The sequence below is a fragment of the Frigoribacterium sp. CFBP 13712 genome, assembly GCF_014842255.1.
In the GTDB taxonomy this organism is placed as follows: domain Bacteria; phylum Actinomycetota; class Actinomycetes; order Actinomycetales; family Microbacteriaceae; genus Frigoribacterium.
Window position 1 is genome coordinate 236,780 of sequence record NZ_JACYVH010000004.1, and the last position, 24,760, is coordinate 261,539.

General features: G+C 68.5%; 16 protein-coding genes. 10 read left to right on the forward strand and 6 right to left on the reverse strand.

What is annotated here, in order from left to right; translation table 11 throughout:
• Positions 1-65 precede the first annotated feature (65 nt).
• The 3 genes from IFT51_RS09440 to IFT51_RS09450 all read right to left on the reverse strand — a co-directional run bounded on the left by IFT51_RS09440 (position 66) and on the right by IFT51_RS09450 (position 3,685).
• The gene (locus IFT51_RS09440; RefSeq protein ID WP_192060830.1) at positions 66-1,049 is read right to left on the reverse strand and encodes a magnesium and cobalt transport protein CorA; all 984 of its coding nucleotides are present in this window, start codon (positions 1,047-1,049) and stop codon (positions 66-68) included.
• Between the two features lie 35 nt (positions 1,050-1,084).
• A complete protein-coding gene (locus tag IFT51_RS09445) occupies positions 1,085-2,674 on the reverse strand; it encodes a signal peptidase I (RefSeq protein WP_192060831.1) in 1,590 nt (529 codons plus the stop codon).
• A gap of 411 nt (positions 2,675-3,085) precedes the next feature.
• A complete protein-coding gene (locus IFT51_RS09450) occupies positions 3,086-3,685 on the reverse strand; it encodes a hypothetical protein (RefSeq protein ID WP_192060832.1) in 600 nt (199 codons plus the stop codon).
• Positions 3,686-3,929: 244 nt separating this feature from the next.
• Here IFT51_RS09450 and IFT51_RS09455 point away from each other — a divergent pair, with 244 nt between their 5' ends.
• Together IFT51_RS09455 and IFT51_RS09460 are read left to right on the forward strand one after the other, a co-directional pair.
• Entirely contained in the window at positions 3,930-4,433 is a 504-nt protein-coding gene (locus IFT51_RS09455) for a MarR family winged helix-turn-helix transcriptional regulator (RefSeq protein ID WP_192060833.1), read from the forward strand.
• 33 nt (positions 4,434-4,466) lie between these two features.
• On the forward strand, positions 4,467-4,973 hold the full coding sequence (locus tag IFT51_RS09460; protein ID WP_192060834.1) for a DinB family protein: 507 nt from the start codon (positions 4,467-4,469) through the stop codon (positions 4,971-4,973).
• Between the two features lie 171 nt (positions 4,974-5,144).
• On the opposite strand, the gene IFT51_RS09465 is transcribed toward IFT51_RS09460, so the two are convergent.
• From IFT51_RS09465 to IFT51_RS09475, 3 genes are all read right to left on the reverse strand, one after another.
• Positions 5,145-7,172, reverse strand: a complete 2,028-nt coding sequence (locus tag IFT51_RS09465) for a DEAD/DEAH box helicase (RefSeq protein WP_192060835.1) — start codon at positions 7,170-7,172, stop codon at positions 5,145-5,147.
• Positions 7,173-8,122: 950 nt separating this feature from the next.
• Positions 8,123-11,278: an efflux RND transporter permease subunit gene (locus tag IFT51_RS09470; RefSeq protein WP_192060836.1), complete on the reverse strand. Its 3,156-nt coding sequence runs from the start codon at positions 11,276-11,278 to the stop codon at positions 8,123-8,125.
• A 145-nt stretch (positions 11,279-11,423) separates the two neighbouring features.
• A complete protein-coding gene (locus IFT51_RS09475) occupies positions 11,424-12,881 on the reverse strand; it encodes a PLP-dependent aminotransferase family protein (protein WP_192060837.1) in 1,458 nt (485 codons plus the stop codon).
• 62 nt (positions 12,882-12,943) lie between these two features.
• On the opposite strand from IFT51_RS09475, the gene IFT51_RS09480 reads away from it, so the two are divergent.
• The 8 genes from IFT51_RS09480 (at position 12,944) to IFT51_RS09515 (ending at position 23,913) form a co-directional block, all read left to right on the forward strand.
• Positions 12,944-13,570 carry a YitT family protein gene (locus tag IFT51_RS09480; RefSeq protein WP_192060838.1) on the forward strand — a complete coding sequence of 209 codons (627 nt, stop codon included), beginning with the start codon at positions 12,944-12,946 and terminating at the stop codon, positions 13,568-13,570.
• 144 nt (positions 13,571-13,714) lie between these two features.
• On the forward strand, positions 13,715-15,979 hold the full coding sequence (locus IFT51_RS09485; protein WP_371740751.1) for an amino acid permease: 2,265 nt from the start codon (positions 13,715-13,717) through the stop codon (positions 15,977-15,979).
• A 206-nt stretch (positions 15,980-16,185) separates the two neighbouring features.
• Positions 16,186-17,247 (forward strand): LCP family protein, encoded by a 1,062-nt coding sequence (locus IFT51_RS09490; protein WP_192060839.1) that lies wholly within the window; start codon positions 16,186-16,188, stop codon positions 17,245-17,247.
• A gap of 262 nt (positions 17,248-17,509) precedes the next feature.
• Complete coding sequence (locus IFT51_RS09495; protein ID WP_192060840.1) at positions 17,510-18,973, forward strand: sugar transferase; 1,464 nt, start codon at positions 17,510-17,512, stop codon at positions 18,971-18,973.
• Entirely contained in the window at positions 18,974-20,119 is a 1,146-nt protein-coding gene (locus IFT51_RS09500) for a glycosyltransferase (protein WP_192060841.1), read from the forward strand.
• Positions 20,112-21,206, forward strand: a complete 1,095-nt coding sequence (locus tag IFT51_RS09505) for a glycosyltransferase family 4 protein (RefSeq protein ID WP_192060842.1) — start codon at positions 20,112-20,114, stop codon at positions 21,204-21,206. Before IFT51_RS09500 ends, IFT51_RS09505 begins: the two co-directional genes overlap by 8 nt.
• A 1,081-nt stretch (positions 21,207-22,287) precedes the next feature.
• Complete coding sequence (locus IFT51_RS15590) at positions 22,288-23,154, forward strand: glycosyltransferase family 2 protein (RefSeq protein ID WP_371740752.1); 867 nt, start codon at positions 22,288-22,290, stop codon at positions 23,152-23,154.
• A 351-nt stretch (positions 23,155-23,505) separates the two neighbouring features.
• Complete coding sequence (locus tag IFT51_RS09515) at positions 23,506-23,913, forward strand: hypothetical protein (protein ID WP_192060844.1); 408 nt, start codon at positions 23,506-23,508, stop codon at positions 23,911-23,913.
• Positions 23,914-24,760 lie beyond the last annotated feature (847 nt).

Consider the following 24,760-nt stretch of genomic DNA (forward strand, 5'->3'; position numbering starts at 1 on the left):
TGCTCTTCCTCTCGCGTCGAAGAGCATCTTCCGACCACTCGATCGCGCGACGGGGCGCGAGAGCGCTAGAGCCAGCGCTTCCAGCGGAACGCCCCGAACAGCCCGCCCGCGATGGCGACCATCAGACCCAACGCGAACGGGTACCCCCAGGCCCAGTGCAGCTCGGGCATGACGTCGAAGTTCATGCCGTAGATCGCGCCGACCAGCGTCGGGGCGAACAGGATCGCGGCCCACGCCGAGATGCGCTTCGTGACCTCGTTCGAGTCCTGGGCGACGAGGGTGGCGTTCAGCGCCAGCGCGTTCTGCAGCACGGCACGGAACGTGTCGGCGCGGTCGACGACGCGGATCACGTGGTCCTGCACGTCGCGCAGTCGGCGCTCGAGCTCGGTGCCGACCCGGTACTTCTCGCCGCCGCGCAGCAGCCCGTCGAGCATCGCGATCAGCGGGCGCGACGCCTTCTGGAAGTCGGCGACCTCGCCGAACAGCTCGTAGATGCGCCGCGAGACGCCCGGCTCGCCGGCGAACAGCTGCTGCTCGATCTCGTCGATGTCGTTCTCGAGGCCGTCGATGACGGGCTTGTAGGCGTCGACGACGGCGTCGAGCAGTGCCCACAGCATGGCCTGCGGCCCGGCGCCGAGCAGGTCGGGCTTCGATCGCAGGCGGGCGACCCCGCGGCTGACGTGGCGGGCGTCGATGTGCGACACGTGGTTGATGCCGACGAAGAAGTTCTCGCCGACGAAGCCGTGGATCTCGCCGAACGCCACGGTCTCCTCGTCGTCGAGGTAGACCGCCGGGCGGACGACGACGAAGAGCGTCGCCCCGTACCGCTCGAGCTTGGCGCGCTGATGCCCAGACCCGGCGTCCTCGATGGCGAGCTCGTGCAGGTCGAACTGGCGGGCCAGCGAGTCGAGCTCGGCGGCGTCCGGCTCCGAGAGGACGACCCATGCCGTGCCGCCGGTGTCGGCGAGTGCGGCGTACGTGTCGTCGAGCGTCTCGGGCGAGACGTGCAGGCGGCCGTCGACGTAGACGTCGTTGATCTGAAGGGGCATGCGTCGAGTCTCGCAGGGTGGGGCGAGGCGGCGCGTCAGTGCCCGGCGGCGAACCGGGACTGCACGGTCGCGGCCGTCTGGGCCGAGTTGTTGTAGATCGTGGTGCCGTCGACCTGCCCTGCGAAGAACGCGCTGGTCGGGGCTCCCGTGTAGTTGCCGAGCGGGCCGTAGCCGACACGCCAGAAACCCGTCGCGCTCTGCGCCGTGCGCGACGTCGAGTCGCTGGCGACGGCGGTGCCGTCGACGTACACGACCGCACCCGTGCTGCTCGAGAGGGTGGCGACGACGTGGTGCCAGGCGCCGTCGTTGTACGCGGCGGGGGTCGTCAGCGTCTTGACCGTCGAGGTCGTGGGGCGGACGCCGAAGGCGATCCTGCCCGCGTTCGTCACGAACAGCGCGCGGTCGGCGCTGGTGGCCGTGCCGGTCTGGTTGGGCGTGAACGAGGCGAGCGCACCGCCACGGGTCGAGGTCGTCTTGAACCAGGTCTCGACGGTGAACGACGCCTGACCGGTGAGGTTCACGGCCGTGGTGACCTGGCCGGCCGATCCGTCGAGCAGCAGCGAGGGGCTGTCGTTCCTCGCGCACGAGCCGGTCACGAACGAGGCACCCGAGGTCAGCGTGCCGACACGGGCGAAGGTGCTGCCGTCGGTGGTGGTCGTGCCCGAGAGCTCGTTGTACGGGAACCCGTACGAGGTCTCGCTGCTGTACGACTCCTTGAGGCAGTCGTAGCTGCTGCCCGCGGTGTAGCTCGAGGTCGGGTTCGCGACGGGCGCCGAGTACGCGGCACCGGCGCCGCCGCCGACCACGAGGGTGAGGGCGAGACCCGAGGCCGCACCCACGACGGCGAGCGCACCGGCGGCACCGCGCAGTCGGCGGAGACGACGCTCGCGGCGGCGGACGGCCCGACGGGTCGCCGCAGAAGAGGACGCGGCAGGCACGGAGGCGCCGACCGGGTGCACGGCCACCGAGGAGGCGCTGGTGGCGGACCCGGAAGCCGGGAACCACCTGCGGGTGGCCGTGATCGACGGGACCCGCGCCTCCTTGGCGTCACGGTGCAGGTCGCGGTCGAGACGCGAGGCTCCGACGAGCAGGAGCAGCAGGCTGCCGACGACGATCAGGTGACCGTACTGCCCGCCGGCCGCCCAGACGAACGGCATGCCGAGGTACGGCACGCGGAGGAACCCCACGCCGACGACGGCGCTCCGAGCGATCGGGGTCGAGTCGGCCGCCGGGTTGGCGTCGCCCTTCGTGACGATCTCGGCACCCGTGCCGTTCTCGAGGTAGCGGTGCAGACGCAGGTGGTCGGCCTTGTCGGGGTCGTCGAACAGCAGCACCTGGCCGCGGTGGATGTCGGTCTCGGCGACCGGCTTGGCCACGACGATGTCGCCGGGGCTGATGCGGGGCTCCATGCTGCCGGTCATCACGGTGGTGGGGGTCCAGCCGATGATGGCGGGGCCGGCGGCCCAGAGCAGCAGGCCGATCAGCGTGCCGAGCACGGTGCGCGCCAGCGTCGCGAGCAGGAGTCGGACCCAGTGCGGCCACGAGCCGGAGGCGCCCCGGGGGACCGTCATCGACGCGGCCGCCGCGGCCCGGGAGGGGCGCAGCTTCAGGTCGATCGAGGTCACGGGGCGCCTCTCTCGGCGGGACTGTCGGGTGGGGGTGGTGGTGCGGTGGTGCGGTGGTGCGGGTGGAGCGGATGGTGCAGGAGGTGCGGTGCGGGTGGAACGGTGCGGGTAGCGGTGGTGCCGGAGCGGGTCGTGCCTGGTGCGGGTGGTGCGTGTGGTGCTGCGGCGCGGCGGTTCGGGCCGCCGCGCTCGGGGTGGTGCTGCGGCGCGGCGGTTCGGGCCGCCGCGCTCGGGGTGGTCTCGGCGGTTCGGGCCGCCGTGACCGGAGTGGCCTCGGCGGTTCGGGCCGCCGTGGCCGGGGTCGATCCGACCGGTTCGGGGTGTCGGATCGTGTGCCCCGCCGTCGACCTACCCGGGGGGGGGGAGGTCGGTCGGCGGCGGGAGCCTGACGAGCTCGGGAGAGCTCGGAGATCAGCTGTTCTGGGCTTCCCAGGTCAGGCCGAGGGCCGCGGTGCCGCCCTGGGTGCTGTTGGGGGCCGACGGGCTGACCGTGTAGGTCACCTGGTAGACGCGGGTCTCGGCGGCGGTGCCGGTGGGGGCCCAGTTGCCGACTCCGTTGGAGAAGTTGGTCGACGAGGTGCCGAACGCGGCGAGCGTGCCCGAGTAGAGCGACGAACCGGCGGCCGAGGGGGTGAAGCCGGCGCAGGTGCCGAAGCCGCCGCCCGTGCCCTGGACGACGCTCAGCGTGATGTTCGAGGCGAGGTTGTTGGTGGTGCTGGCGTTCGTGCCGTAGAGCTTGACGGTCGAGGCGAGCGATCCGGACGACGTGACGGCGATGCAGTTGCTGCCCGTCGAGCCCGGCTTCAGGTTCGAGGCGGTGAACAGCGCGGTGTTGCTGTCGTCGTCGGTGAGGGCGACGCTGCCCGCGGTCCAGTTGCTGGTGGGGTTGACGGTGGTCGACGAGAAGGCCGAGTACGAGGCCTGCGAGACGACGACGCCGCTGGCGACGAGGGCGGCGGGGATGGCGATCCAGGCGGCGAGGCGGGTCATGCGGGGGGTGGGACGGGACATCGTGTGCTCCAAGTGGTCAGCGGGAAGTGTCGGTGTGAGTCGGGGTGGGATGTGCTCGGAATCCGAGTAATACGAGATTCGAGTAGTTCGTTACCCGAGTTGTTCGCTTCCCAAGTGGTACGACAATCAAGATACTTGCGCATCAAAGCGTGTGCAAGTCGCGTGCCGACCCCAGAGCGGGGGGTATCTTGATGAGTGAGATACTTGACCTCCGTACCAACGACCCGACGAGCGGCGCACGACCATGACCGATGTCTCTCCCCAGCCCGAGCGCGGCTCGACGCCGCCGCGCGACGACGACGGCCGGGTCGACGTGACCGCAGCCGTCCGCGCCTTCAGTCGACTCGAGCAGAGCAACACCGCGGTGATCAAGCTCGTGGCGGCCCAGCTCGGTCTCGGCGTCACCGACATCCGCGCCCTCGTGTTCCTCGCGAGCACCGATGAGGTCACGCCCAAGATGGTCACCGAGTACGTCGATCTCTCGACAGGCGCGACCACGAGCCTCATCGACCGGCTCGACACGGGCGGTTACGTGCGACGTGTCGCGCACCCCACCGACCGGCGCAGCACCGTCCTCGAGCTGGCGCCGCGGGGCGAGAAGGCCATCGCCGACGTCGCGCAGGTCTACCGGCTCGCCTTCCGCGAGGCGATCGACCCCCACTTCCTCGAGTTCTACGCGACCGTGACGAACGCCCTCGCCGACTCGCTGCGCAACCGCGCGAGCACCGGGCTCGACGAACTGCACTGACCGCGGTCCGCCCTCGGCTCGTAGCCTGGGGCGATGACTCCGTCCGACGTCCTCATCGAAGCCTTCGACCGCCTCCCCGCAATCGCCCGTGAGGCGGTGACCGGGCTCACCGTCGACGACCTGGCGTGGCGCCCCGACGCGGAGGCGAACTCGATCGCCTGGCTCGTCTGGCACACCGCCCGCGGGCAGGACGTCCAGATCGCCGACCTCGCCGCGGGCGAGCAGGTCTGGGCGGTCGACGGCTGGGTCGACGCCTTCGCGCTGCCCTTCGCGCCCGGCGAGATGGGCTACGGGCAGAGCGCAGCCGAGGCGGGCGAGGTCCGTGTCGAGGCCGAGCTGCTGGTGGGCTACCTCGAGGCGGTGACGCTGCGGACCCGCGGCTACCTCGAGGGCCTCGACGCCGCGTCGTACACCGACGTGGTCGACGACCAGTGGGATCCCCCCGTCACCGCCGGAGCCCGCCTCGTCAGCATCCTCGGCGACTGCAGCCAGCACATCGGGCAGGCCTCGTACGTGCGCGGCCTCCTCGACCGCCGCTGACCCGGCCCCCGTGGCTCCGGCCCCAGGGTGCGGCGGGTTCCCGTCATCCCGGGCGGGTCAGCGCTGACCCGCCGCCGATGACGCGGACCCGCCGCAGGGGGCGCCGTGACGCAGAAGAGCCGAGGAGGCGCGGGTACCTGCCCCGCGCCTCCTCGGCTCCGTGCGCTCCTCTTACGCCTGCGCGGCGGCGAGCTGGTCGATCAGACGGTCGCCGGGGCGCGTCTCGATCATCTCGGCCTCGATCTCGGCACGATCGAGCAGCTCCTCCATGCGGCGACGGCGCGGACGCGTGATGAGCGTCACGACGGTGCCCTGCTTGCCCGCGCGACCCGTGCGACCGGAGCGGTGCATGTAGGTCTTGTACTCGTCGGGCATGTCCGCCTGAACGACGAGGCTGATGTCGTCGACGTGGATGCCGCGGGCGGCGACGTCGGTCGCGACGAGCACGTTGACCCGGCCGCTCGTGAGCATCTGCAGGTTGCGCGTGCGGCGGGCCTGGTTCAGGTCGCCGTGCAGGCTCGTCGAGCGGATGCCCGCGTCTTCGAGCTGGTCGGCGAGCTGCTCGGCGAAGGCGCGCGTTCGGGCGAAGACCAGGGTCTTGCCCTCGCCCGAGGCGAGCTGCTCGATGACGGCCGTCTTGTCGCGCTGCTCGATGACGAGCACGCGGTGGTCGATGGTGGCGCTGGCCTGGTCCTCGCCGGCGACCTCGTGCACGGCGGGGTTCACCAGGAACTCGTCGACGAGCTTCGCGACGCCCTTGTCGAGCGTGGCGCTGAAGAGCAGCTTCTGAGCGCGGGTGCCGTCGCGCTTGACCGTGGCGGTCTCGCGGATGATGCGCTGCACCGGCTCGAGGAACCCGAGGTCGCACATGTGGTCGGCCTCGTCGAGCACCGTGATGACGACCTCGCTGAGGTCGAGTCGGCCCTGGTCGATGAGGTCCTCGATGCGGCCGGGCGTGCCGATGATGATGTCGACGCCGCGGTTGATCGCACCGACCTGACGGGCCTGGGGCACACCGCCGTAGACCTGCGTGGTGAAGAGGCCGACCGAGCGGGCGATGGGCTGCACGGTGCGGTCGATCTGCATCGCGAGCTCGCGCGTCGGGGCGAGGATGAGCGCGCGGGGCTTGCGACCCGGCTTGCGACCCTTGGCGCCGTTGTTCTCCATCAGCTTCTCGACGAGCGGGGCGCCGAAGGCGATGGTCTTGCCCGAGCCGGTGCGACCGCGGCCGAGGACGTCGCGGCCCTTCAGCACGTCGGGGATCGTCGCCGCCTGGATGGCGAACGGCGCCGCGGCGCCCATCGACGCGAGCTGGCGCTCGATGTTGTCGCCGAGACCGAGGTCGCCGAAGCTCACACCCTCGACGTCGGCCGCCGTGACGACCTCGGCCTGCAGCTTCTCGAGCTTGACGTCGTCTTCGGGCGAGTAGTGCGGGCCCGCCGCGGAGTTCCGCTTGGGGTAGAAGTCGCTGGGACGCTCGGAGCGCGAGTCGCGGTCGGCGCGGTCGAACGAGCGCGGGGCGCGATCGGTGCGCGTGGGGCGGTCGCCGCGGTCGTTGCGCGTGGGGCGGTCGCTGCGGTCGTACGAACGAGGAGCGCGATCGTCGCGAGCCGGGCGGTCGCTACGGTCGTACGAGCGGGGTGCGCGATCGTCGCGGTCGTACGAACGGGGGGCGCGATCGTCACGCGCCGGTCGGTCGCTGCGGGTCGGACGGTCGTACGAACGGGGTGCACGATCGTCGCGGGCGGGGCGGTCGCCGCGGTCGTACGAACGGGGCGCTCGATCGTCGCGAGCCGGGCGGTCGTCGCGGTCGTACGAGCGGGGGGCGCGGTCGTAGCCGCGCGAGGGGCGGTTGTCGCGCCCGGCGCGGGCGGCCTCCTTGCCCCCGTCACGGCCCCAGCCGCGGGCGGCGTCGCGTCCGCCGTCACGACCGCGCTCACCGTTGCGGGCGTCGTGGTCGCGGGGGGCGAAGCGGCTGTTGCCGGTCTTCTCGCGGGGCTCCCAGTTGGGGCGGCCGGCGCCGGCGCCGCGGGGGGCGTCGCCGAGTCGTTCGGCGCGGGAGTCGGCGTTCCAGCGCTGCTTGCGCTCGGGGGCGCCGGCCTCGTCGGCGCGGTGGCCGCGGTGCTTGGGGCTCTTCGAGCCGGTGCCGCGCGAGTCGTTGCTCTTGCCGCGCGAGGGGGTCTTGTCGTAAGGGGGCATGGGTTTCTTTCCGGGCTTGCGGATGACGCGAAGAAATACCCGGGCAGCCGTTGACCAGGACCGTTCACCATCGTGAATTCATCCCGTCGAGATCCGACGGGAATCCGGCCCACAAGACTTACAAACCCTCATGCGCACCCCCGTCGTGACGAGCGGGTGGTGCAGTCGCGCCACAGGCGCGGTGTCTTGAGCCGACCGGTCTACGATACCCGACCCGCGCCTCCGGCAAAAGCCCCCTCTACGCGCCGCCGCGCGCCCCGTTTCGAGAAGACGGGCCCCGTGGGTCAAGACACCGTGCGCCCGCAGCGCGTCTCCCCCGCACCAGGGCGGTGGCGGTGCTTCGCGGCCCACTCCGGGCGACTCCGTCGCCACCGGACGCCCCCGCACGCCCACCCCCGCCGAACACGCCCGCAAACACCGAACCGCCCACCCTGACCCCACACACAACGCGCCCCCACCCGCCGAGCGCATCTCCTCCACACCACAGCAACGGCGCTTCGCGGCCCACTCCGGGCGACTCCGTCGCCACCGGACGCCCCCACACGCCCACCCCCGCCGAACACGCCCGCAAACGCCGAACCGCCCACCCCGACCCCACACACAACGCGCCCCACCCGCCGAGCGCATCTCCCCCGCACCAGGGCTGTGGCGGCGCTTCGCGGCCCACTCCGGGCGACTCCGTCGCCACCGGGCGCCCCCACACGCCCACCCCCGCCGAACACGCCCGCAAACGCCGAACCGCCCACCCCGACCCCACACACAACGCGCCCCACCCGCCGAGCGCATCTCCCCCGCACCACAGCAACGGCGCTTCGCGGCCCACTCCGGGCGACTCCGTCGCCACCGGGCGCCCCCGCACGCCCACCCCCGCCGAACACGCCCGCAAACACCGAACCGCCCACCCCAGCGCAGGCGCCTGCGCCTGCGCCCCAGGGCCTGCGTAACTGCACCTACCCCGCGCGCCGCTCCGCCCGGCGCTCGCGCGCACCCTCGACCAGGAAGTACAGCACCGGCAGCACGACCAGCGTCAGCACGGTCGACGACACGAGCCCGCCGATGACGACGATGGCGAGCGGCTGCGAGATGAAGCCGCCGTGCCCCGTGATGCCGAGCGCCATGGGCAGCAGCGCGAAGATCGTCGCGGTCGCCGTCATGAGGATGGGTCGCAGTCGGCGCGACGCGCCTTCGAGCAGCGCCTCGCGCACCCGCAGCCCTCGGGTGCGGTACTGGTTCACGAGGTCGATCAGCACGATCGCGTTGGTGACCACGATGCCCACCAGCATCAGCACGCCGATCAGCGATGCGACGCCCAGCGGGATCCCCGAGGCGATCTGCAGCAGGATCGCACCGGTCGCCGCGAACGGGATCGACACCAGCAGGAGGAACGGCTGCAGCAGGCTGCGGAAGGTCGCCACCATCACGATGTAGACGATGAGGATGGCGATCAGCACGGCCAGACCCAGCTGAGAGAACGCGTTCGCCTGGTCGGCCGTGACGCCGCCGATCTCGGTGTCGGCGCCGGTCGGCAGGTCGATGCCGTCGAGGGCGTCGGTCACCTCGGTGCTGGCCGTCGAGAGGTCGTCGCCCGACGGGGTGACGGTGACGGTCGCCGTGCGGACTGCGTCGGAGGTGGTGACCGAGGTCGGCCCGGTCGTCTCGTCGATCGTGGCGATCGAGTCGAGTCGCACGGGGCCGGTCGGGCCGGGCAGCTCGACGGCGCGGAGCTCGTCGAGACTCGCCGGCGGCGTCGGGGCGACGGTGTAGACGTCGATCGAGCTGTTGTCGATCTCGATCGAGCCGACCTGCAGCGGCTGCACGGCCTGCGACACGATCGCGCCGACGGCGACCTCGCTCAGTCCGAGCGCCGCCGCCTCGTCGCGGTCGATCTGCACGCCGATGATGGGCTGCGCCGAGGCGAGGTTCGAGCTGGCCTCGGCGGTGCCGGGCAGTTCGCGCACGGTCGACAGCACGCTGTCGGTCGCCGTCTGGAGCGTGTCGGGGTCGGGTGCGGAGACGTCGATGGTGATGTCGTTGCTCGTGCCGAACCCGCTCGAGGCGGTCACCTCGATGTCCCCGACGTCGCCGAGCCCGTCGAGACGGTCGCGTACGTCCGTCTGGACGACGTCCTGGTCGGCGCTCTCGTCGGTCGTGATCGAGTAGGTGACGGTGCTGTCGCCCGAGCCGCCGAAGAAGCTGGCGATCGACGTGCCGCTCGAGCCGATGGTCAACTGCACGGTCTCGATGCCGTCGACGCCCTCGAGGGCCTCCTCGACCTGCGTCGCCGCGTCGGACTGCGCGTCGAGACTCGTCGCCGGGGCGAGGGTCTGGGTGACGCTGAAGGTGTTCTGCCCGCTGGCGCCCAGGAAGTTCGTCTTCATGAACGGCACCGCGGCGGCCGTGCCGCCGAGCACCAGCACGGCGACCAGGATCGTGACGACGGGTCGGCGCAGCGTGCCGCGCAGCACCGGCACGTAGATGCGGCGCAGTCGGTCGAGCGGGGCCCCGGCGGTGGGGTCGGAGGCGCGGGTCGTCAGCTCTTCGGCGGGCGCACCTCCCGAGACGGCGCCGTCGGAGCCGTCCGCACCGGCACCCGCAGCCGCGGCACCCCGGGCGCTCCCCGCGTGCTTGTGCGCCTTCGGCGCCCGGAGGAACCAGTACGCCAGCACCGGCACGATCGTCAGCGCGACGAACAGCGACGCGATGAGGGCGATCGTGACCGTCAGGGCGAACGGCCTGAACAGCTCGCCGGTGATGTTGCCCACGAAGGCGAGCGGCAGGAACACGACGACGGTGGTCACGGTCGACGCGGTGATGGCGCCGGCGACCTCGCGCACGCCGGTCGTGATGGCCTGGAGGCGGTCGGCACCCGAGGTCAGGTGCCGCTTGATGTTCTCGATGACGACGATGGAGTCGTCGACCACGCGCCCGATGGCGATGGTCAGGGCGCCGAGCGTGAGGATGTTCAGCGTGTAGCCCGACGCCTGCAACCCGATGAACGTGATGAGCACGCTGGTCGGGATGCTGATCGCCGTGACGATCGTCGAGCGGATCGACAGCAGGAACACCAGGATGACGATCACCGCGAAGGCGAGACCGAGCAGCCCCTCTTCGGCGAGCGCGTCGATCGACTGCTGGATGAAGGGCGCCTGGTCGAAGACGACGGTGAGGTCGACGTCGTCGCCGAGGTCGGTGGCGAGTGCGGGGATGGCGTCGCGGACCGTCTCGGAGACGTCGACCGTGTTGGCGTCGAGCGTCTTCGTCACCGCGACCGTCAGGGCGGGCTCGCCGTTCACCCGGCTGATCGAGGTGACCGGGGCCGAGGTGAGCGCCACGTCGGCGACGTCGTCGATCGTGACGGCGGAGCTGCCGCCGAGCAGGGGCAGCGCGGCGATCTGGTCGGCGCCCGTCAGTCGCGACCCGGCCTGGATCGACAGCGTCTGGCCGTCCTGGGTGATGGTGCCGCCGGGGATCAGCTGCCCGTTGGCGTCGAGCGCGTCCTGGAACGCCTGCGTCGTGAGGCCTGCTGCGGCGAGCGCGTCGCGGTCGGGCGTGATGGTGACGCGCTGACCCGCGTCGCCGAAGACGGAGGCCTCGCGGACGCCGTCGAGCTTCTGCAGGTCGGGGACGGTCGTGTCCGACAGGCGGTCGACGAGCTGCTGCGCCTCGGAGTCGTCGTACCCGGTGACGGCGATCTGGATGATCGGCAGGTCGTCGAGGCTGCCGGTGACGACCTGGGTGTCGACGGCGTCGGGCAGGCTCAGACGGTTGACGGCCGACTGGATCTTCTGCTCGGCGTTGTCGAGGTCGGTGCCGTAGGTGAACTCGGCCGAGACGGTGCTGGTCGAGGTGCTCGAGGTCGCGGTCGTGCCCTCGAGACCCGGGATGATCTGCACCGCCTGCTCGATGGGGGTCGAGACGTCGTCGTTCACGACCTCGGGGGTGGCCCCCGGGTACGAGCTGACGATGGCGATCTGCGGGAACTGGACGTTGGGCGCCAGCTCCTGCTTGAGCGACGTGAGCGCGACCCCGCCGAACACGGCGACGACGATGGTGACGAGGGCGATCAGCGCGCGGTTGCGGAGGCTGAAGACGGACAGCAGATGCACGGGACTCCGGTGGTGACGAGGAGAGCGGAGGAGGCGCGGTGCACGACGTCCACCGCGCCTCCTATTGTCACCACTCTCTCTGGGAACTGGCGGCCCTCTCTCATGCCCTGTGGAGAACCCGCCGAGGAGGCGCGGGTCGGCCCCCTCAGACCACCTCGGCCAGCAGCGGCGAGGCCGGCCCCTGCACGCCGTCGATGCCGTCCCAGGCGGCGCGCAGGGCGGTGAGCGCCCGGTCGGTCTCGTCGTCGCCGTACGAGAACGGCACGCGGAGGAACCGCTCGAACGCCCCGTCGACGCCGAACACGGGGCCGGCGGCGAGCAGCAGCCCCTCGCGCCGGGCGGCGAGGGTCAGCTGCGAGCTGACGGGGGCGCCGAGCCCCACCCAGGTGCTGAGCCCGCCCGCGGGCGACGGGACGTCCCACGAGGGGAACGCGGTGCGGAGGCCGGTCACGACGCGGTCGCGACCCCGTCTCAGGTGGGCGGCCCGCGCCTCCAGCACGCCGTCGAGGTCGGCGAGCAGCTCGGCGACGACCAGCTGCTCGAGCACGGGCGTGCCGAGGTCGCCGGCCGAGCGGGCGCGGACGAGGCGGTCGACGAGGGGGAGGTCGGCGCGGATCCAGCCGATCCGCAGCCCGCCCCAGAGCGACTTGCCCACCGACCCGATCGAGACGGCGGGCCCGTATGCCGCCATCGGCGACGGCCGACCGGCCGCCGCGCCGGCACCCGCGCCCCCGTCGATCGCCAGCTCCGCCATCGTCTCGTCGACGATCACGACGGTCCCCTCCGCCGCGGCCGCGTCCAGCACCCGCGCGCGCTGATCGGCCGGCATGGTCGCGCCCGTCGGGTTGTGGAAGTCGGGCATGAGGTACGCGACCGGCGGGCTCGTGCGCCGCAGCGTCTGCATCAGCGCCGCCTCGTCCCACCCGTCGCCGACGGTCACGCTGACCGGGACCAGCCGAGCGCCGGCGACCCGGAGCGCCTCGAACGCGTGCGGGTACCCGGGCGCCTCGACGACGGCGCGGTCGCCGCGGCCGACCAGCACCCGCGCGAGCAGGGCGATGGCGTGCTGCGCGCCGAGGGTGACGACGATCTGGTCGGCGCTCGTCTCGAGCCCGCGGCGCCGGTACCGTTCGGCGATCGCCTCGCGCAGCACGGGTCGGCCGATCTTGTCGTAGCCCGAGTCGCCGAGGTAGGCGCCCAGTCGTCCGGCCGCGCGCTGGGCCGCCTCGGCGATGCCGTCGGCCGCGGGCAGGGCGGCCTTCGTCAGGTCGAGCAGCCCCTCGGTCGAGGCCGGTCGGGGCAGAGCGACGCGGGTCGGCAGCCGCACGACGCTGCCGCTCCCCCGCACGCTGTCGATGTGTCCGCCGTCGCGCAGCGTCGCGTAGGCGGCCGTGACCGTCGTGCGACTGACCCCGAGGTGGGTGCTGAGATCGCGTTCCGACGGCAGGCGGGTGCCGACCGGCAGTCGTCCGTCGAGCACGAGCAGCCGGATCCGGTCGGCGAGCGCCAGATAACCGGGAGCCGAGGAGGCGCGCCACGAGTCGAGCAGCACCCCCAGCGCTCGCGACGAGACAGCAGTGGCACCGGGGTCGACGTTCGTCACGGTGCCACCCTAGGTCGATTGGCCTCTTGCCACCAGGCCACCTCGACGATTGGATCGGAGTCATGCCCCTGATCCATCGCCTCCTCCGTCTCGCCGTCGGCCTGTTCGCCTACGGCTTCGCCATCGCCCTGATGGTGCGGGCCGGCATCGGGGTCGCACCGTGGGACGTCCTGACGCAGGGGCTCGCGAAGCACACGGGGCTCAGCTTCGGGCTCGTGACGTTCCTGACGAGCCTCGTCGTGCTGCTGCTCTGGATCCCGTTGAAGCAGCGACCGCGCTTCGGCACGGTCGCCAACACCCTGTCGATCGGGCCGGTCGCCGACTTCGGGCTGCATGTGCTGCCGCAGCAGAGCGTGTGGTGGGCGCAGGGGCTGACCTTCGCGGGCGGGCTGCTGCTGCTCGCCGTCGCGAGCGGGCTCTACATCGGCGCCGACTTCGGGCCCGGGCCGCGCGACGGTCTGATGCTCGGCATCCACCGGCGGTTCGGCTGGCGGGTGGGCGTGGCCCGCACCGCCATCGAGGTGTCCGTGCTGGCGGGCGGCTGGCTGCTCGGCGGGCAGGTCGGCATCGGCACGGCCGCCGAGGCTCTGCTGATCGGGCCGCTGGTCGCCGTCACCCTGCCGCTCTTCGCGCGTCGCCGGGCGGTGGCGGCGACCACGGGATCGACGCCTGCAGCCGTCGCGACGTGACCCGCGCCTCCTCGGCTCCCGCCCCGCCCTTGTCCACCTGCAGCACACAGAACGAGACGGTTCGGTGAACACGCGCGTGACCGGGGAATAACCGCGGCGCCGCAGTAGTTGACAGGCCCTCGGCACGGAGTAGAGTCGCCGCTCGTGACCAACGACACCCGGTCGCCGAAGCGGTGGCTGATCGGCGAACCGCTGCCCTCCGAGAAGCTCGACGGGCAGCTCCTCCCCAAGCACCTCGCGCTCCCCATCTTCGCGAGCGACCCGCTCAGCTCCGTGGCCTACGCGCCGCAGGAGCTGCTGATGATCCTGCTGATCGGCGGGCTCGGGTTCCTGACGCTCGCGCCGTGGGTCGCGGTCGCGGTGGTCGTGCTGCTGCTGGTCGTGGTCGCGTCGTACCGTCAGCTGATCAAGGCCTACCCCTCAGGAGGCGGTGATTACGAGGTCGCGCACCGCAACCTCGGCGAGAAGGCCGGCCTGGTCGTCGCGTCCGCCCTGCTGGTCGACTACGTCATGACGGTGGCCGTCTCGGTGGCCTCGGGCGTCGACAACATCATCTCGGCCGTGCCCGAGCTCGCGCCGATCCGGGTCGAGCTGGCCATCTTCTTCGTCATCGCTCTGGCGGCGGTCAACCTGCGCGGCGTCCGCGAGTCGAGCAAGGCGTTCGCGATCCCCACCTACCTCTTCGTGTCGAGCGTCTTCGTGATGATCGTCATCGCGCTGGTGCGCACGGCCCTCGGCGACCCGCCCGTGGCCGAGAGCGCCGACTACACGGTGCAGGCCGATCAGCTGACGCAGGCGGCGTTCATCCTGCTGCTGCTGCGCGCGTTCTCGAGCGGCTGCTCGGCGCTGACCGGCGTCGAGGCGATCGCGAACGGCGTGCCCGCCTTCCGTCGCCCCAAGGTCCAGAACGCTCAGAAGACGCTCGTGCTGATGGGCGGCATCGCGATCGTGCTGTTCGCCGGCCTCGTCGCCGTGGCGCTGATCGCGAAGGTGCACTACGCCGAAGACGCCTGCGATCTGCAGGGCTTCGTCGACTGCGAGGGCACGCCGCAGCGCAGCCTGATCGCGCAGATCGCGGCGTCGGTCTTCGGCGGCGCGCTCTTCGGAATCCCGTTCTATCTCATCCAGGCCTGCACGGCGGCGGTGCTGCTGCTGGCGGCGAACACGGCGTTCAACGGGTTCCCGCTGCTGGGGTCGATCCTCGCCCGCGACCAGTACGCGCCCAAGGCGCTGAACACCCGCGGCGACCGCCTGATCTACTCGAACGGCGTGATCGTGCTGGCCCTGGTCGCCTGCGCCATCCTGCTCGTCTACCAGGCGAGCGTCACCGGGCTGATCCAGCTGTACATCATCGGGGTCTTCGTGTCGTTCACGCTCGGGCAGACCGGCATGGTCGTGCACTGGACGCGGATGCTGCGCGAGGGCTGCGCCGATCGGGGTGCGGTCTACCGTGCGCGCGGCATCAACGCGTTCGGCGCGCTGCTGACGGCCTCGGTGCTGATCGTCGTGACCGTGACGAAGTTCACGCACGGCGCCTGGCTGGTGTTCGTCATCATGCCGATCCTGTTCACGCTGATGCTCGGGGTGAACCGCTACTACCGCGACGTGCTGGTCGAGATCGAGCCCGACGCGACGACGCAGTTCGGCTCGCACGGCGATCACGCGATCGTGCTGGTCGGCACGATGCAGAAGCCGGTGCTGAAGGCCCTCGACTACGCGATCGCGGCGCGGCACGAGTCGCTCGAGGCGATCCACGTGGGCATCGACGACGAGGCGACGGCGCTGCTGCAGCGGCAGTGGGCCGAGCAGAACATCGAGGTGCCGCTGCGGATCGTGCCGTCGCCGTACCGCGACATCAGCATGCCGTTGATCAAGTACATCAAGGCGCATCGCGACGAGCACGGCAGCGAGGTCGTGACGGTCTACACGCCGATCTACATCGTCGGCCACTGGTGGGAGTCGCTGCTGCACAACCACAAGAGCCGGCGCATCCGTCAGCGACTGATGCTCGTGCACGGCGTGACGATCTCGCTCGTGCCGTGGCTGCTCGACTCGTCTGAGGTGCTCTACGGACGCCGCTCGCGGCCGATCCCCGGGCAGGACCGCCGCGGCGAGCCGATCCGTCCCACGCCGGTGCAGCGCCGTCCGCTCGAGCCGGCCGGTCGTCGGTCGGAGGCCGCCGGTGGTTCGCTCGGCGCCGACGCGGGCCCGTCGGGGCGTGCCGGAGCCGCGATCGAAGGAGGCGCGGTGCAGCGCGGACTCGACGCGCAGCCCTCGAAGACGGCCCCGTCGCAGACCCCGGGCGCTCCCGGTTCGGCGAAGAGCAGGCGCGGCGGAGGCTCCGCGGCCCGGAAGGCCCGATCGGCCGCCCGCAACTCGACCGGAGCCGCGCCGCGCAAGCGGAAGTAGCCATCGAGACGACCCGAACGGGGCAGCCCCACCCGCCGAGGGCCCGTTTCGAGTCATCTCGATGCTTGCGACCCGGGTCGCTGCGCGGGGCGCTCGACCCCCGAACAGGGGGCGGCCCGCCTTCTGGCCCCGCACCTCCTCCGGTTAGGCTCATCGGACGCCAACACCGGGCGACCTACCGATCGCCGCCCCTGGGAGCCCCACACATGACCGACATCTTCGACTTCGGCCCTGACGAGCAGAACAAGCGCGGTGACGAGCCCGAGACCCGTCGTGGGCGCAAGAAGCGCATGTCCCGTCCGGTGAAGACGCTGATTGTCGTGGCATCGGTCCTGGTCGGCATCCTTGTGATCGTCGGCGTGGCCGGGGGTCTCTACGCGATGAACCTCGCGCGCACCTTCGACGACCGCACGACGACGCTGCCCGAAGCGTTCCCCGAGGAGTCGACTCGCCCCACGGCCTCGGCCACCGGCGCCATGAACATCCTCCTGATGGGCTCGGACTCCCGAGGCGACGAGACCAACCTCGAAGACGCGTCGTCGTCCGACCAGCGCACCGACACGATGATGCTGATGCACATCGACGCCGACCGGAAGAATGTCTACGTCATGTCGATCATGCGCGACCTCTACGTACCCATCCCGGGCAATGGCGAGAACAAGATCAACGCGGCCTTCGCCTACGGCGGGTCCCCGCTGACCGTGCAGACGATCGAGCAGCTCACCGGCGCCCGCATCGACCACGTCGCGATCATCGACTTCGAGGGCTTCTCGGGCATGACCACGGCCATCGGCGGCGTCGACGTCGTGAGCGACAAGGCCTTCACTGCACGCGGCACGCAGATCCAGGTGGGCACGAACCACCTCGAGGGTGAGGACGCCCTGAACTTCGTGCGCGAGCGCTACTCGTTCACCGACGGCGACTACACCCGCGTCGAGAACCAGCAGCGCTTCCTCCAGGCGGTCGCCGACAAGCTGATCTCGCGCGACACCCTGACCAACCCCGGGGCGATCACGAACTTCGTCGGCTCGGTCTCGGACTACCTCACGATCGACGACACTCTCGATGCAGGGGCAATCGCGTCGCTCGGCGTCAGCCTGCGAGACGTGAAGAACGACAACATCAAGTTCTTCACGATTCCGACGTCGGGCACGGGGATGATCGGCGGACAGTCGGTCGTGCTGCAGGCCGAGGGTCAGATGCCGGGCCTCCGCGACGCGCTGGCCAACGACACCCTCGACGCGTACCTGCCGACGCTGCAGGGCTGATCTCGATGGCCGAGGAAGCGCGCGCGGCCCTTCCGCTCGCGTCCCCCTTTCGCAGGACTGGGAAGCTGTACCCCACTCATGTCGTTGCATGTAAACGACGAGGAATCATTACTATTAGTGACTTAGGGCGTTGATGCCGCTGCCACGACCCGGTGGTTCGCGCGTGCGTCCGGCACTGATCCGTGCTCATACCCGTTTGTGCTGACTCGAAGACTGCCCGAGGGGGACAGGACTGTTGACGACTGCTTCCTCTGAATCGACTTTGCGACATGGGCTCGTAGGTGACGCCCCGGCGCCCTGGGCTCGAAACTACGCTCGGCGCCTGACACTGACCGACACTATCGTCGTCCTCTTCGCCGTCGCGGCGGGCGAGTTGACCTGGTACGCGATGAACGTCGGTTCGCTGGCGGATCGGCTGGCCTGGGGTGACCTCGCCACGAGGCACACCGTGGTGAGCGTCCTCCTGCTCGCCGCTTGGCTGCTCGTCCTCACCGCCTACGGCACCCGTGACTCCCGCATCATCGGGCAGGGCACCCTCGAGTACAAGCGGGTCCTCGAGTCGTCGCTGATGCTCTTCGGCGTGTTCGCGATCTTCGCCGTCGTCTTCCGGCTCGATCTGGGGCGCAGTTTCGTGCTGACGTCGTTCCCGGTCGCCGCGGTCGGCCTCGTGCTCACGCGGTGGGGATGGCGGCAGTGGCTCGTCGCGCAGCGTCGCGTCGGACAGTACTCGGCCAAGGCCCTCCTCGTCGGCTCACGCCACTCCGTCGAGCATCTGGCCGACAATCTCTCGGGCCAGCCGTCCGCCGGCTACCGTCCGGTTCTAGCCTGCGTGCCGCACGGCACGTCAGGCAGCACGATCGGCACGGCGGGCGTCCCCATTGCGGGCGGCCTCAACGATGTGACGGCCGTCCTCGCCCGGCAGCCCGTCGACTGCGTCATCGTCACGAGCAGCGACGAGCTCTCGCCTCTCGCGGTGAGGCAACTCGGATGGTCGCTGGAGGAGTCGGGTACGCAGCTGATCGTGGCCCCCGCACTGACCGATATCGCGGGGCCGCGGATGCACACCCGCCCCGTGGCCGGCCTGCCGTTGATCCACGTGGAGTCACCGGTGTTCGCCGGTCGCAAGGCGTGGACGAAGACGGCCATGGACCGGGTGGCGGCCGGGCTGGCCGTCGTCCTGTTGTCACCTGTCCTGCTGGCGATCACGATCGCAGTGGCGTCGACCTCGAGCGGGCCGATCATCTTCCGTCAGCAACGGGTGGGCCTCGGCGGCGAGACCTTCACGATGTTCAAGTTCCGATCCATGCGGGTGGACGCCGAGGCGCAGTTGGCGAAGCTCCAGGCGGAGCAGCGCGATGCCGGCAACCAGGTCCTCTTCAAGATGAAGAACGATCCGCGGGTCACGCGTGTCGGGGCGTTCCTCCGTCGCTACAGCCTCGACGAGCTGCCGCAGCTGTTCAACGTGCTAAACGGCACGATGTCGCTGGTGGGCCCGCGCCCGCCCCTCGACGCCGAGACGAAGGCCTACGAGAAGCACAACTTCCGCCGATTCCTCGTCCGCCCCGGCATCACCGGGCTGTGGCAGGTCAGTGGCCGGAGCGACCTCTCCTGGGAGGACTCGGTCCGTCTGGACCTCTACTACGTCGAGAACTGGTCCGTCCTCAACGATCTGATCCTACTCGGACGCACGGCACGCGCCGTCTTCCTTGGAAGCGGTGCCTACTAAATGCCTCGGCTAAAATCAACCAATCCCTCCGTCGCAATCATTGGAACCAGGGGGTACCCCAGTTACTACGGGGGCTTCGAGACTGCGGTTCGGAAGCTCGCGCCGTACCTGGTCGACGAGGGGTGGGACGTAACCGTCTACGGACGCTCCGGTTCTACACGCAATGATGATCCTGATCGAGATCTTCGCGTAAGGACCAAGGTGACCCGCGGTCTGGAAACCAAGTCACTCAGCACGCTTTCCTATGGCTTGAGCGCAATTATCGACACCGTCATACAGAAACCAGACGTCGTTCTCATCATGAACGTCGCGAACGGTTTCTGGCTGCCACTCCTTAAACTCCGCGGGATCCCGACCCTCGTCAATGTCGATGGCATCGAATGGGAACGCGCCAAATGGGGACGACTGGCCAAGGCAGTCTTCCGTTGGGGCGCCAAGACGACGGCCTGGTGGGCCACACAGTTGGTCTTCGACGCCCATGAGATCGGAAGAAGGTGGAAAACCGCTTTTGGACGAGACGGTGTGTTCATTCCCTACGGCGGAGACAAAGCGGCCGCGCTTGCCCTCGAGCCAGCTCTCTCGCACCGTGGGTACGCGCTCGTCGTTGCCCGCTTTGTACCGGAGAACACCATCCTGGAATTCATTTCTGCCGCTTCGCAGGTTGCCGAATTGCATGACGTCGTCATCGTCGGCTCGAGCGGCTACGGAGGAGAAATCGACGACCGCGTTGCTGCACTCGCAGAGTCAAATTCACGCGTTCATTGGCTGGGACATGTCAGCGACGACCAGCGTCTTTTCGCGTTGTGGCAGCATGCCGGCGTCTACTTCCACGGTCACAGCGTAGGTGGAACCAATCCTGCCCTCGTCCAGGCAATGAGGCTCGGAGCCCCCGTGGTCGCGCGAGACACGCCATACAACCGCGAAGTGCTCGGGACCGAGGGCCGCTTCGTCCCCGCCGAACCGATTTCGATCGCCGAAACCCTCCTGGCTGTCATGGACTCGGTGCAAGAACAGGAACGCCTCAGTCGGGCCTCCTCACGACGCGCGGACACCGATTACACGTGGGAGAAAGTTCTCGAAAGCTACCGAAACAGTCTCTCCACACTCGTCCACTCAGGCGTTCAAAGGCATTCGACGTATGACTGATCGGCATGCCGACCCCGGCGCGCTCATGGTCATCCCTGAAGCCCGATCGGCACATCTCGAACGCCTCCGAGAGCGCCCAGCGGACAAGATGTTGTATCTTGCCAGCAAACCTGACTTCGACGCTGATCTCGCTACCGGTCAGGCGAACAAGGTGACCCTGCTGTCGGCCTGTTGGAGAGTCGCACTGACGAGGAGCCTCGTGCTCGAAATGCCTGAACCTCTGTGGCTCAGATTCTTCCCCAAGTTCGCCCTGTTGGGGTTGATTTACAAGGCCACGAACCCTCTACGTCGCGGCCGGGGCAGGGTCGTCGTTTACGCCATCGAAAACAACGGACTGGACCAGTTGCTGAGCCCTGACGCGAGCCGAGGTAAGCGAGTCGTCGGTCCGGCTCTCCGCATGGCAATAAGGACCATTTCCAACCTCGTCCTAGACCGGATCTGCTTCGGCAGCCCCGGAAGCGAGGCCACCTACGCGCAACTCCGATTGACGCCTCGGCTCGACAAGACAACAATCCTAGAGCTTCCGGCCGCAGCGGACGAGACCACGACCGGGGCTGACCAGGCGGTACTCTTCGTCGGTGCATTGGAAGAGAGAAAAGGTGTTCGCCAGTTAATGGAGGCCTGGGAAGGCGTAGAACGTCTCTGCTCGGACGCCCACCTGACTATCGTCGGAGACGGCCCCCTCCGCGCCGCTGTCGAGGCGTGGCAGGGCGTCCGCCCGCAGACTCGACGATATGAGGGACAGCTCGACCGGCGTGAACTGGACATCGTCTACAGACGCCATTCTGTCCTGGCCGCCCCGTCGATCCGGGAAGGGCGTTGGCGCGAGCAGATTGGGCTTCCCATCAAGGAGGGGCTCGCGCGAGGCTTGCACGTAGTAACGACGTCGGAGACAGGCCTCGCGCCGTGGCTCTCGCAACACGGACACGGCGTACTCCAAGGATCTCAGGAACCGGATATGCAACTGCGCCTCATGAGCTCTATCTTGAACGCGCTATCAATTACACGAGATCCTCGGCTGATCACGTCTGACCTGCCCCGGCTCGATGGTCGGACAGCCGCTCGAGAATGGCTGCACTACGTATGACTGATCCCTTTTCCAAACCCCGCGTGGCCATCATTAACCCACTTGCGGGTGCACTGTCGCATTACGCTGGCGCCCTGCATGAGACGCTCCAGCGCGAGTCAGAAGTCCGAGTTTACAAGTTTGCCGAGCCATCCGTCAGTGGGCACTCGCGCGTGCGGTGGATTATCGACTACGGAACCACCGCCCTTCGGGCTCGACGGTGGGCAATGTCTGGCCGTTCACAGGACGGGCGCGTGATTGTCACGTGGCCTGTACTTGGGCACGTGGACCGCATCGCTCTAGCCTGGCTCGCGAGTTCACGGTTGCGAACAGCTCTGGTCATCCACGACCCAACCCCACTAGTCAGAGCTCTGGGATACAGCAAATTCACGACACGCGCCGCATCGCTCCTTGGCTCACGGGCTGAAGTCATCGTTCATTCGGCGGCAGCCGAACGCGACTTCCGCGAAAGCACAGGAGATAGCCCGACCCAGTTGCCTCATCCCCTTAGCTCCATAAAACCGGTAAGGCGGGGCCACAAACCGGAAGGACCAATCGTGCGGGTAATCGGGCAGTGGAAGAAGGATCGCGACCTCGACCTAATGGCTAAATTGGCGTCGACAAATCCACGGGTTCAATTCGAGGTCCTTGGCCGCGGTTGGCCCGACGTTCCAGGCTGGCAAACGACCTCTCGGTTCCTCTCAGAAGAAGAGCTTGAGGAGGCTGTCACGTCTAGTTCTGCGGTACTCATCCCATACAAGCGGTTCTACCAGAGCGGCATCGCTATTCGATGCCTTGAGGCCGGCGTCCCCTTTGTGGGGTACAGAGACAGCAGTCTCGAAGATCTCTATGGCGACGAGTCTCCTTACCTGGTCGCCCCTCCGGCTCCTGGCGCCGAGGTGCCCTTGGGCCAATGGCGTGCAGCCCTGGAGAAGGCCTTGTCCTCCGTGCCGCTCGAATTATCGGCCTTACGCACGAAGGCGATCGACACAGCGAAAACCAAATGGTCGTGCTGGGTGCCGGCTGCTGCAAGCCAGACGGACTTTGAGGCTAGATCTTGACGACAGGACGACAAGACCGAGAAGACGCAGCGCACTGCGTCGTGGTTATCGTTAATTACAACTCGTCCGAGTTGATCGGTGAACTCCTCACCGACATTTCCCCCACTTGGTGTGCCCGCGTGGTCATTGTCGACAACAGCGATGACGCTAATGAGTTTGAACGTGTACAAAGGCTCTGCGCATTAGTGAAAGTAGATGCGCTGCAAGCTCCTGGAAACATCGGATTTGGGGCGGGTGTGAACTTAGGCGTTGAGCACGCCCTAGCTGATCGGAACATCGAGTACGTGTGGGTACTAAACCCGGACACTCGTGTTCGAGCCAATGCTCCAACCGTCCTCATCAACCACCTTAGGGCGCACCACTGCGACGTTGTCTCTCCCGCTGTCACAACGGGCGCTCGCGATGAAGTTATCTGGTTCGCCGGCGGCAGCATTGACCCCCGTCACGGGACGGTGAGGCATTGGCGCTACGACGAACCTTCCACAAGCCTGCCTAGCGATCCTTTTGCTACGATCTTCATGTGCGGGGCCGCTCCGCTCTTCAGACGTGAAGCGTGGCAACAACTACACGGCTTCGATGAGTCACTTTTTCTCTACTGGGAAGATGCAGAATTATCTCTACGCGCGGCTGACCTCGGCCTTCGAATGGAAATTCTCCCTACCGCTCGCGTCTGGCACGCCGTCGGCGGAACGAGCGCCGAGACAGGCCAGAGCCGCGCGTTCTATTACTATTCTGCGCGCAATAGAGTTCGGGTCATGAGAAAGCGATCGGGTATATGGGCCATCGCGAGTCCGGTGGGCATACTCGCGACCGCCAAATTTACCCTTCGACCCCTCCGACGGGAATCGGCGAGTCCTGTGGCTAAATCATGGGCGGCCTTACGCGGCCACATCTCAGGACTTCTCTGAGTCAGAGAAACGGCCCTTACGAGAGAAGGATACAACCCCTTTTAGGGTAATTCGTGTGAAGCCAGCCCCTGAGGGCAGCTTCCTCGCCCGAACGGGCGGGCATGCACCCTCTCGCAACGCCCTGCGCAATTTCCACTGCGCTGTGAATGACTAACCCCCTTCCCCCCCAAAATACAGGCAAAAGAGGGTGCTACCACTAACAGCCTGTTTCCCCAAGAGTCACACTCTGCCCGGAAACTTAGATACAACGTGATAAGCGGCACCCACCGAAGCAGACCTGGGTGTCGGTGAGATCGAAACTGGGCAGTTGTGCCGGTCGAAAAGTGAGCACTTGAATCCACGATTGGATGGGTGGTCACTTTCGAGAATTTGGCGTTGATTCATCGGCTTCGCCATAGCGAGAAGGTCACGAAGGCTGTGATCGCCAGACAGCTCGGGATCCCGCGAAACACGGTCGTGAAGGCGTTGGCAGCGAACTTGCCGCAGCGGTATCACCGGCCGTTAGCGGGGACGGCGTTCGACGCCGTCGAGCAGCAAGTCCGGGCGCTGTTGGCCAAGCCGCCGTTGATGCCGGCGACGCTCCTTGCGGAGCGGCTCGGCTGGGTCGGGTCCCCGTCGTGGTTCCTTGGCCAGATCCGGATGGACGGCCCGCATTATGCGCCCAAGGATGCCGCGTCGCGGTTGCGGCATGTTCCGGGTGATCCGTGTGATCAGGTGCAGTGCGATCTCTGGTTCCGCCGCCCGGATTCGCGTGGGTGACGGGCAAGTGGCGTCCCCGCCGGCGCTGGTGATGGTCGCGCCGCATTCGCTGTTCATCACCGGGGTGATGCTGCCGTCGAGAACGACACCGGATCTGCTGGCCGGCATGCGGTTCCTCCCTAGCAGCAGCTGGGGGCGGATCCGCGTAGGCTGGGTTAGGACAGCGAAGTCGGCATCGGTCGGCGTTTTCGTTTGGCTTCCGGGGCGACGGAGTTCGTCGGTGGCCTGGCGAGGCGGTTGGTGCAGTTCAGGCCGTTCGATCCGGAGTTTAAGGGCATCGTCCAACGGGCTAACCAGTTCTTTAAGACATCGTTCATGCCAGGGCGGGCGTTCACCTCGCCGTCGGACTTTAACGCATAACTCGCCTCGCTGCCCCCGCGCGAACGCCAGGACGGTCCGGAGCGTGAAGGCGAGACAGGTCGACCTGATTGGGCGAGACCGAGCCGGAATGCTGCAGCGGCCGCCGGTCGTGCCGACGGCGGGCTTTGCCGACCAGGTTCGATTGCCGCGTGAGTACTACGTCCGCGTTCTCTCGAATGGCTAGTCCGTCGCCCCGGCTGCATGGCGAACATCACAGCCAATCTGCCCCGGCCCGAGGTCACCCCGCGGGGCCGCTTGGTTGTCTCCCACAAACGAACCTCGTCGACCGGCGCCACGATCACTGATCCGGCCCACGTGAACCTAGCCGACGAGATGAGGGAGCTGTTCCAGAACTCGAGGGCCGTTCCGGCGCAGGACGACCCGGTCCGGGACGTGGGCGACTAGGACGCCGCGTTCGGAGACGACTTCAATACTGAGGCCGCCTCGTGACCGCCGCCACCGACACCTTGAAGCACGTCGACTTTCT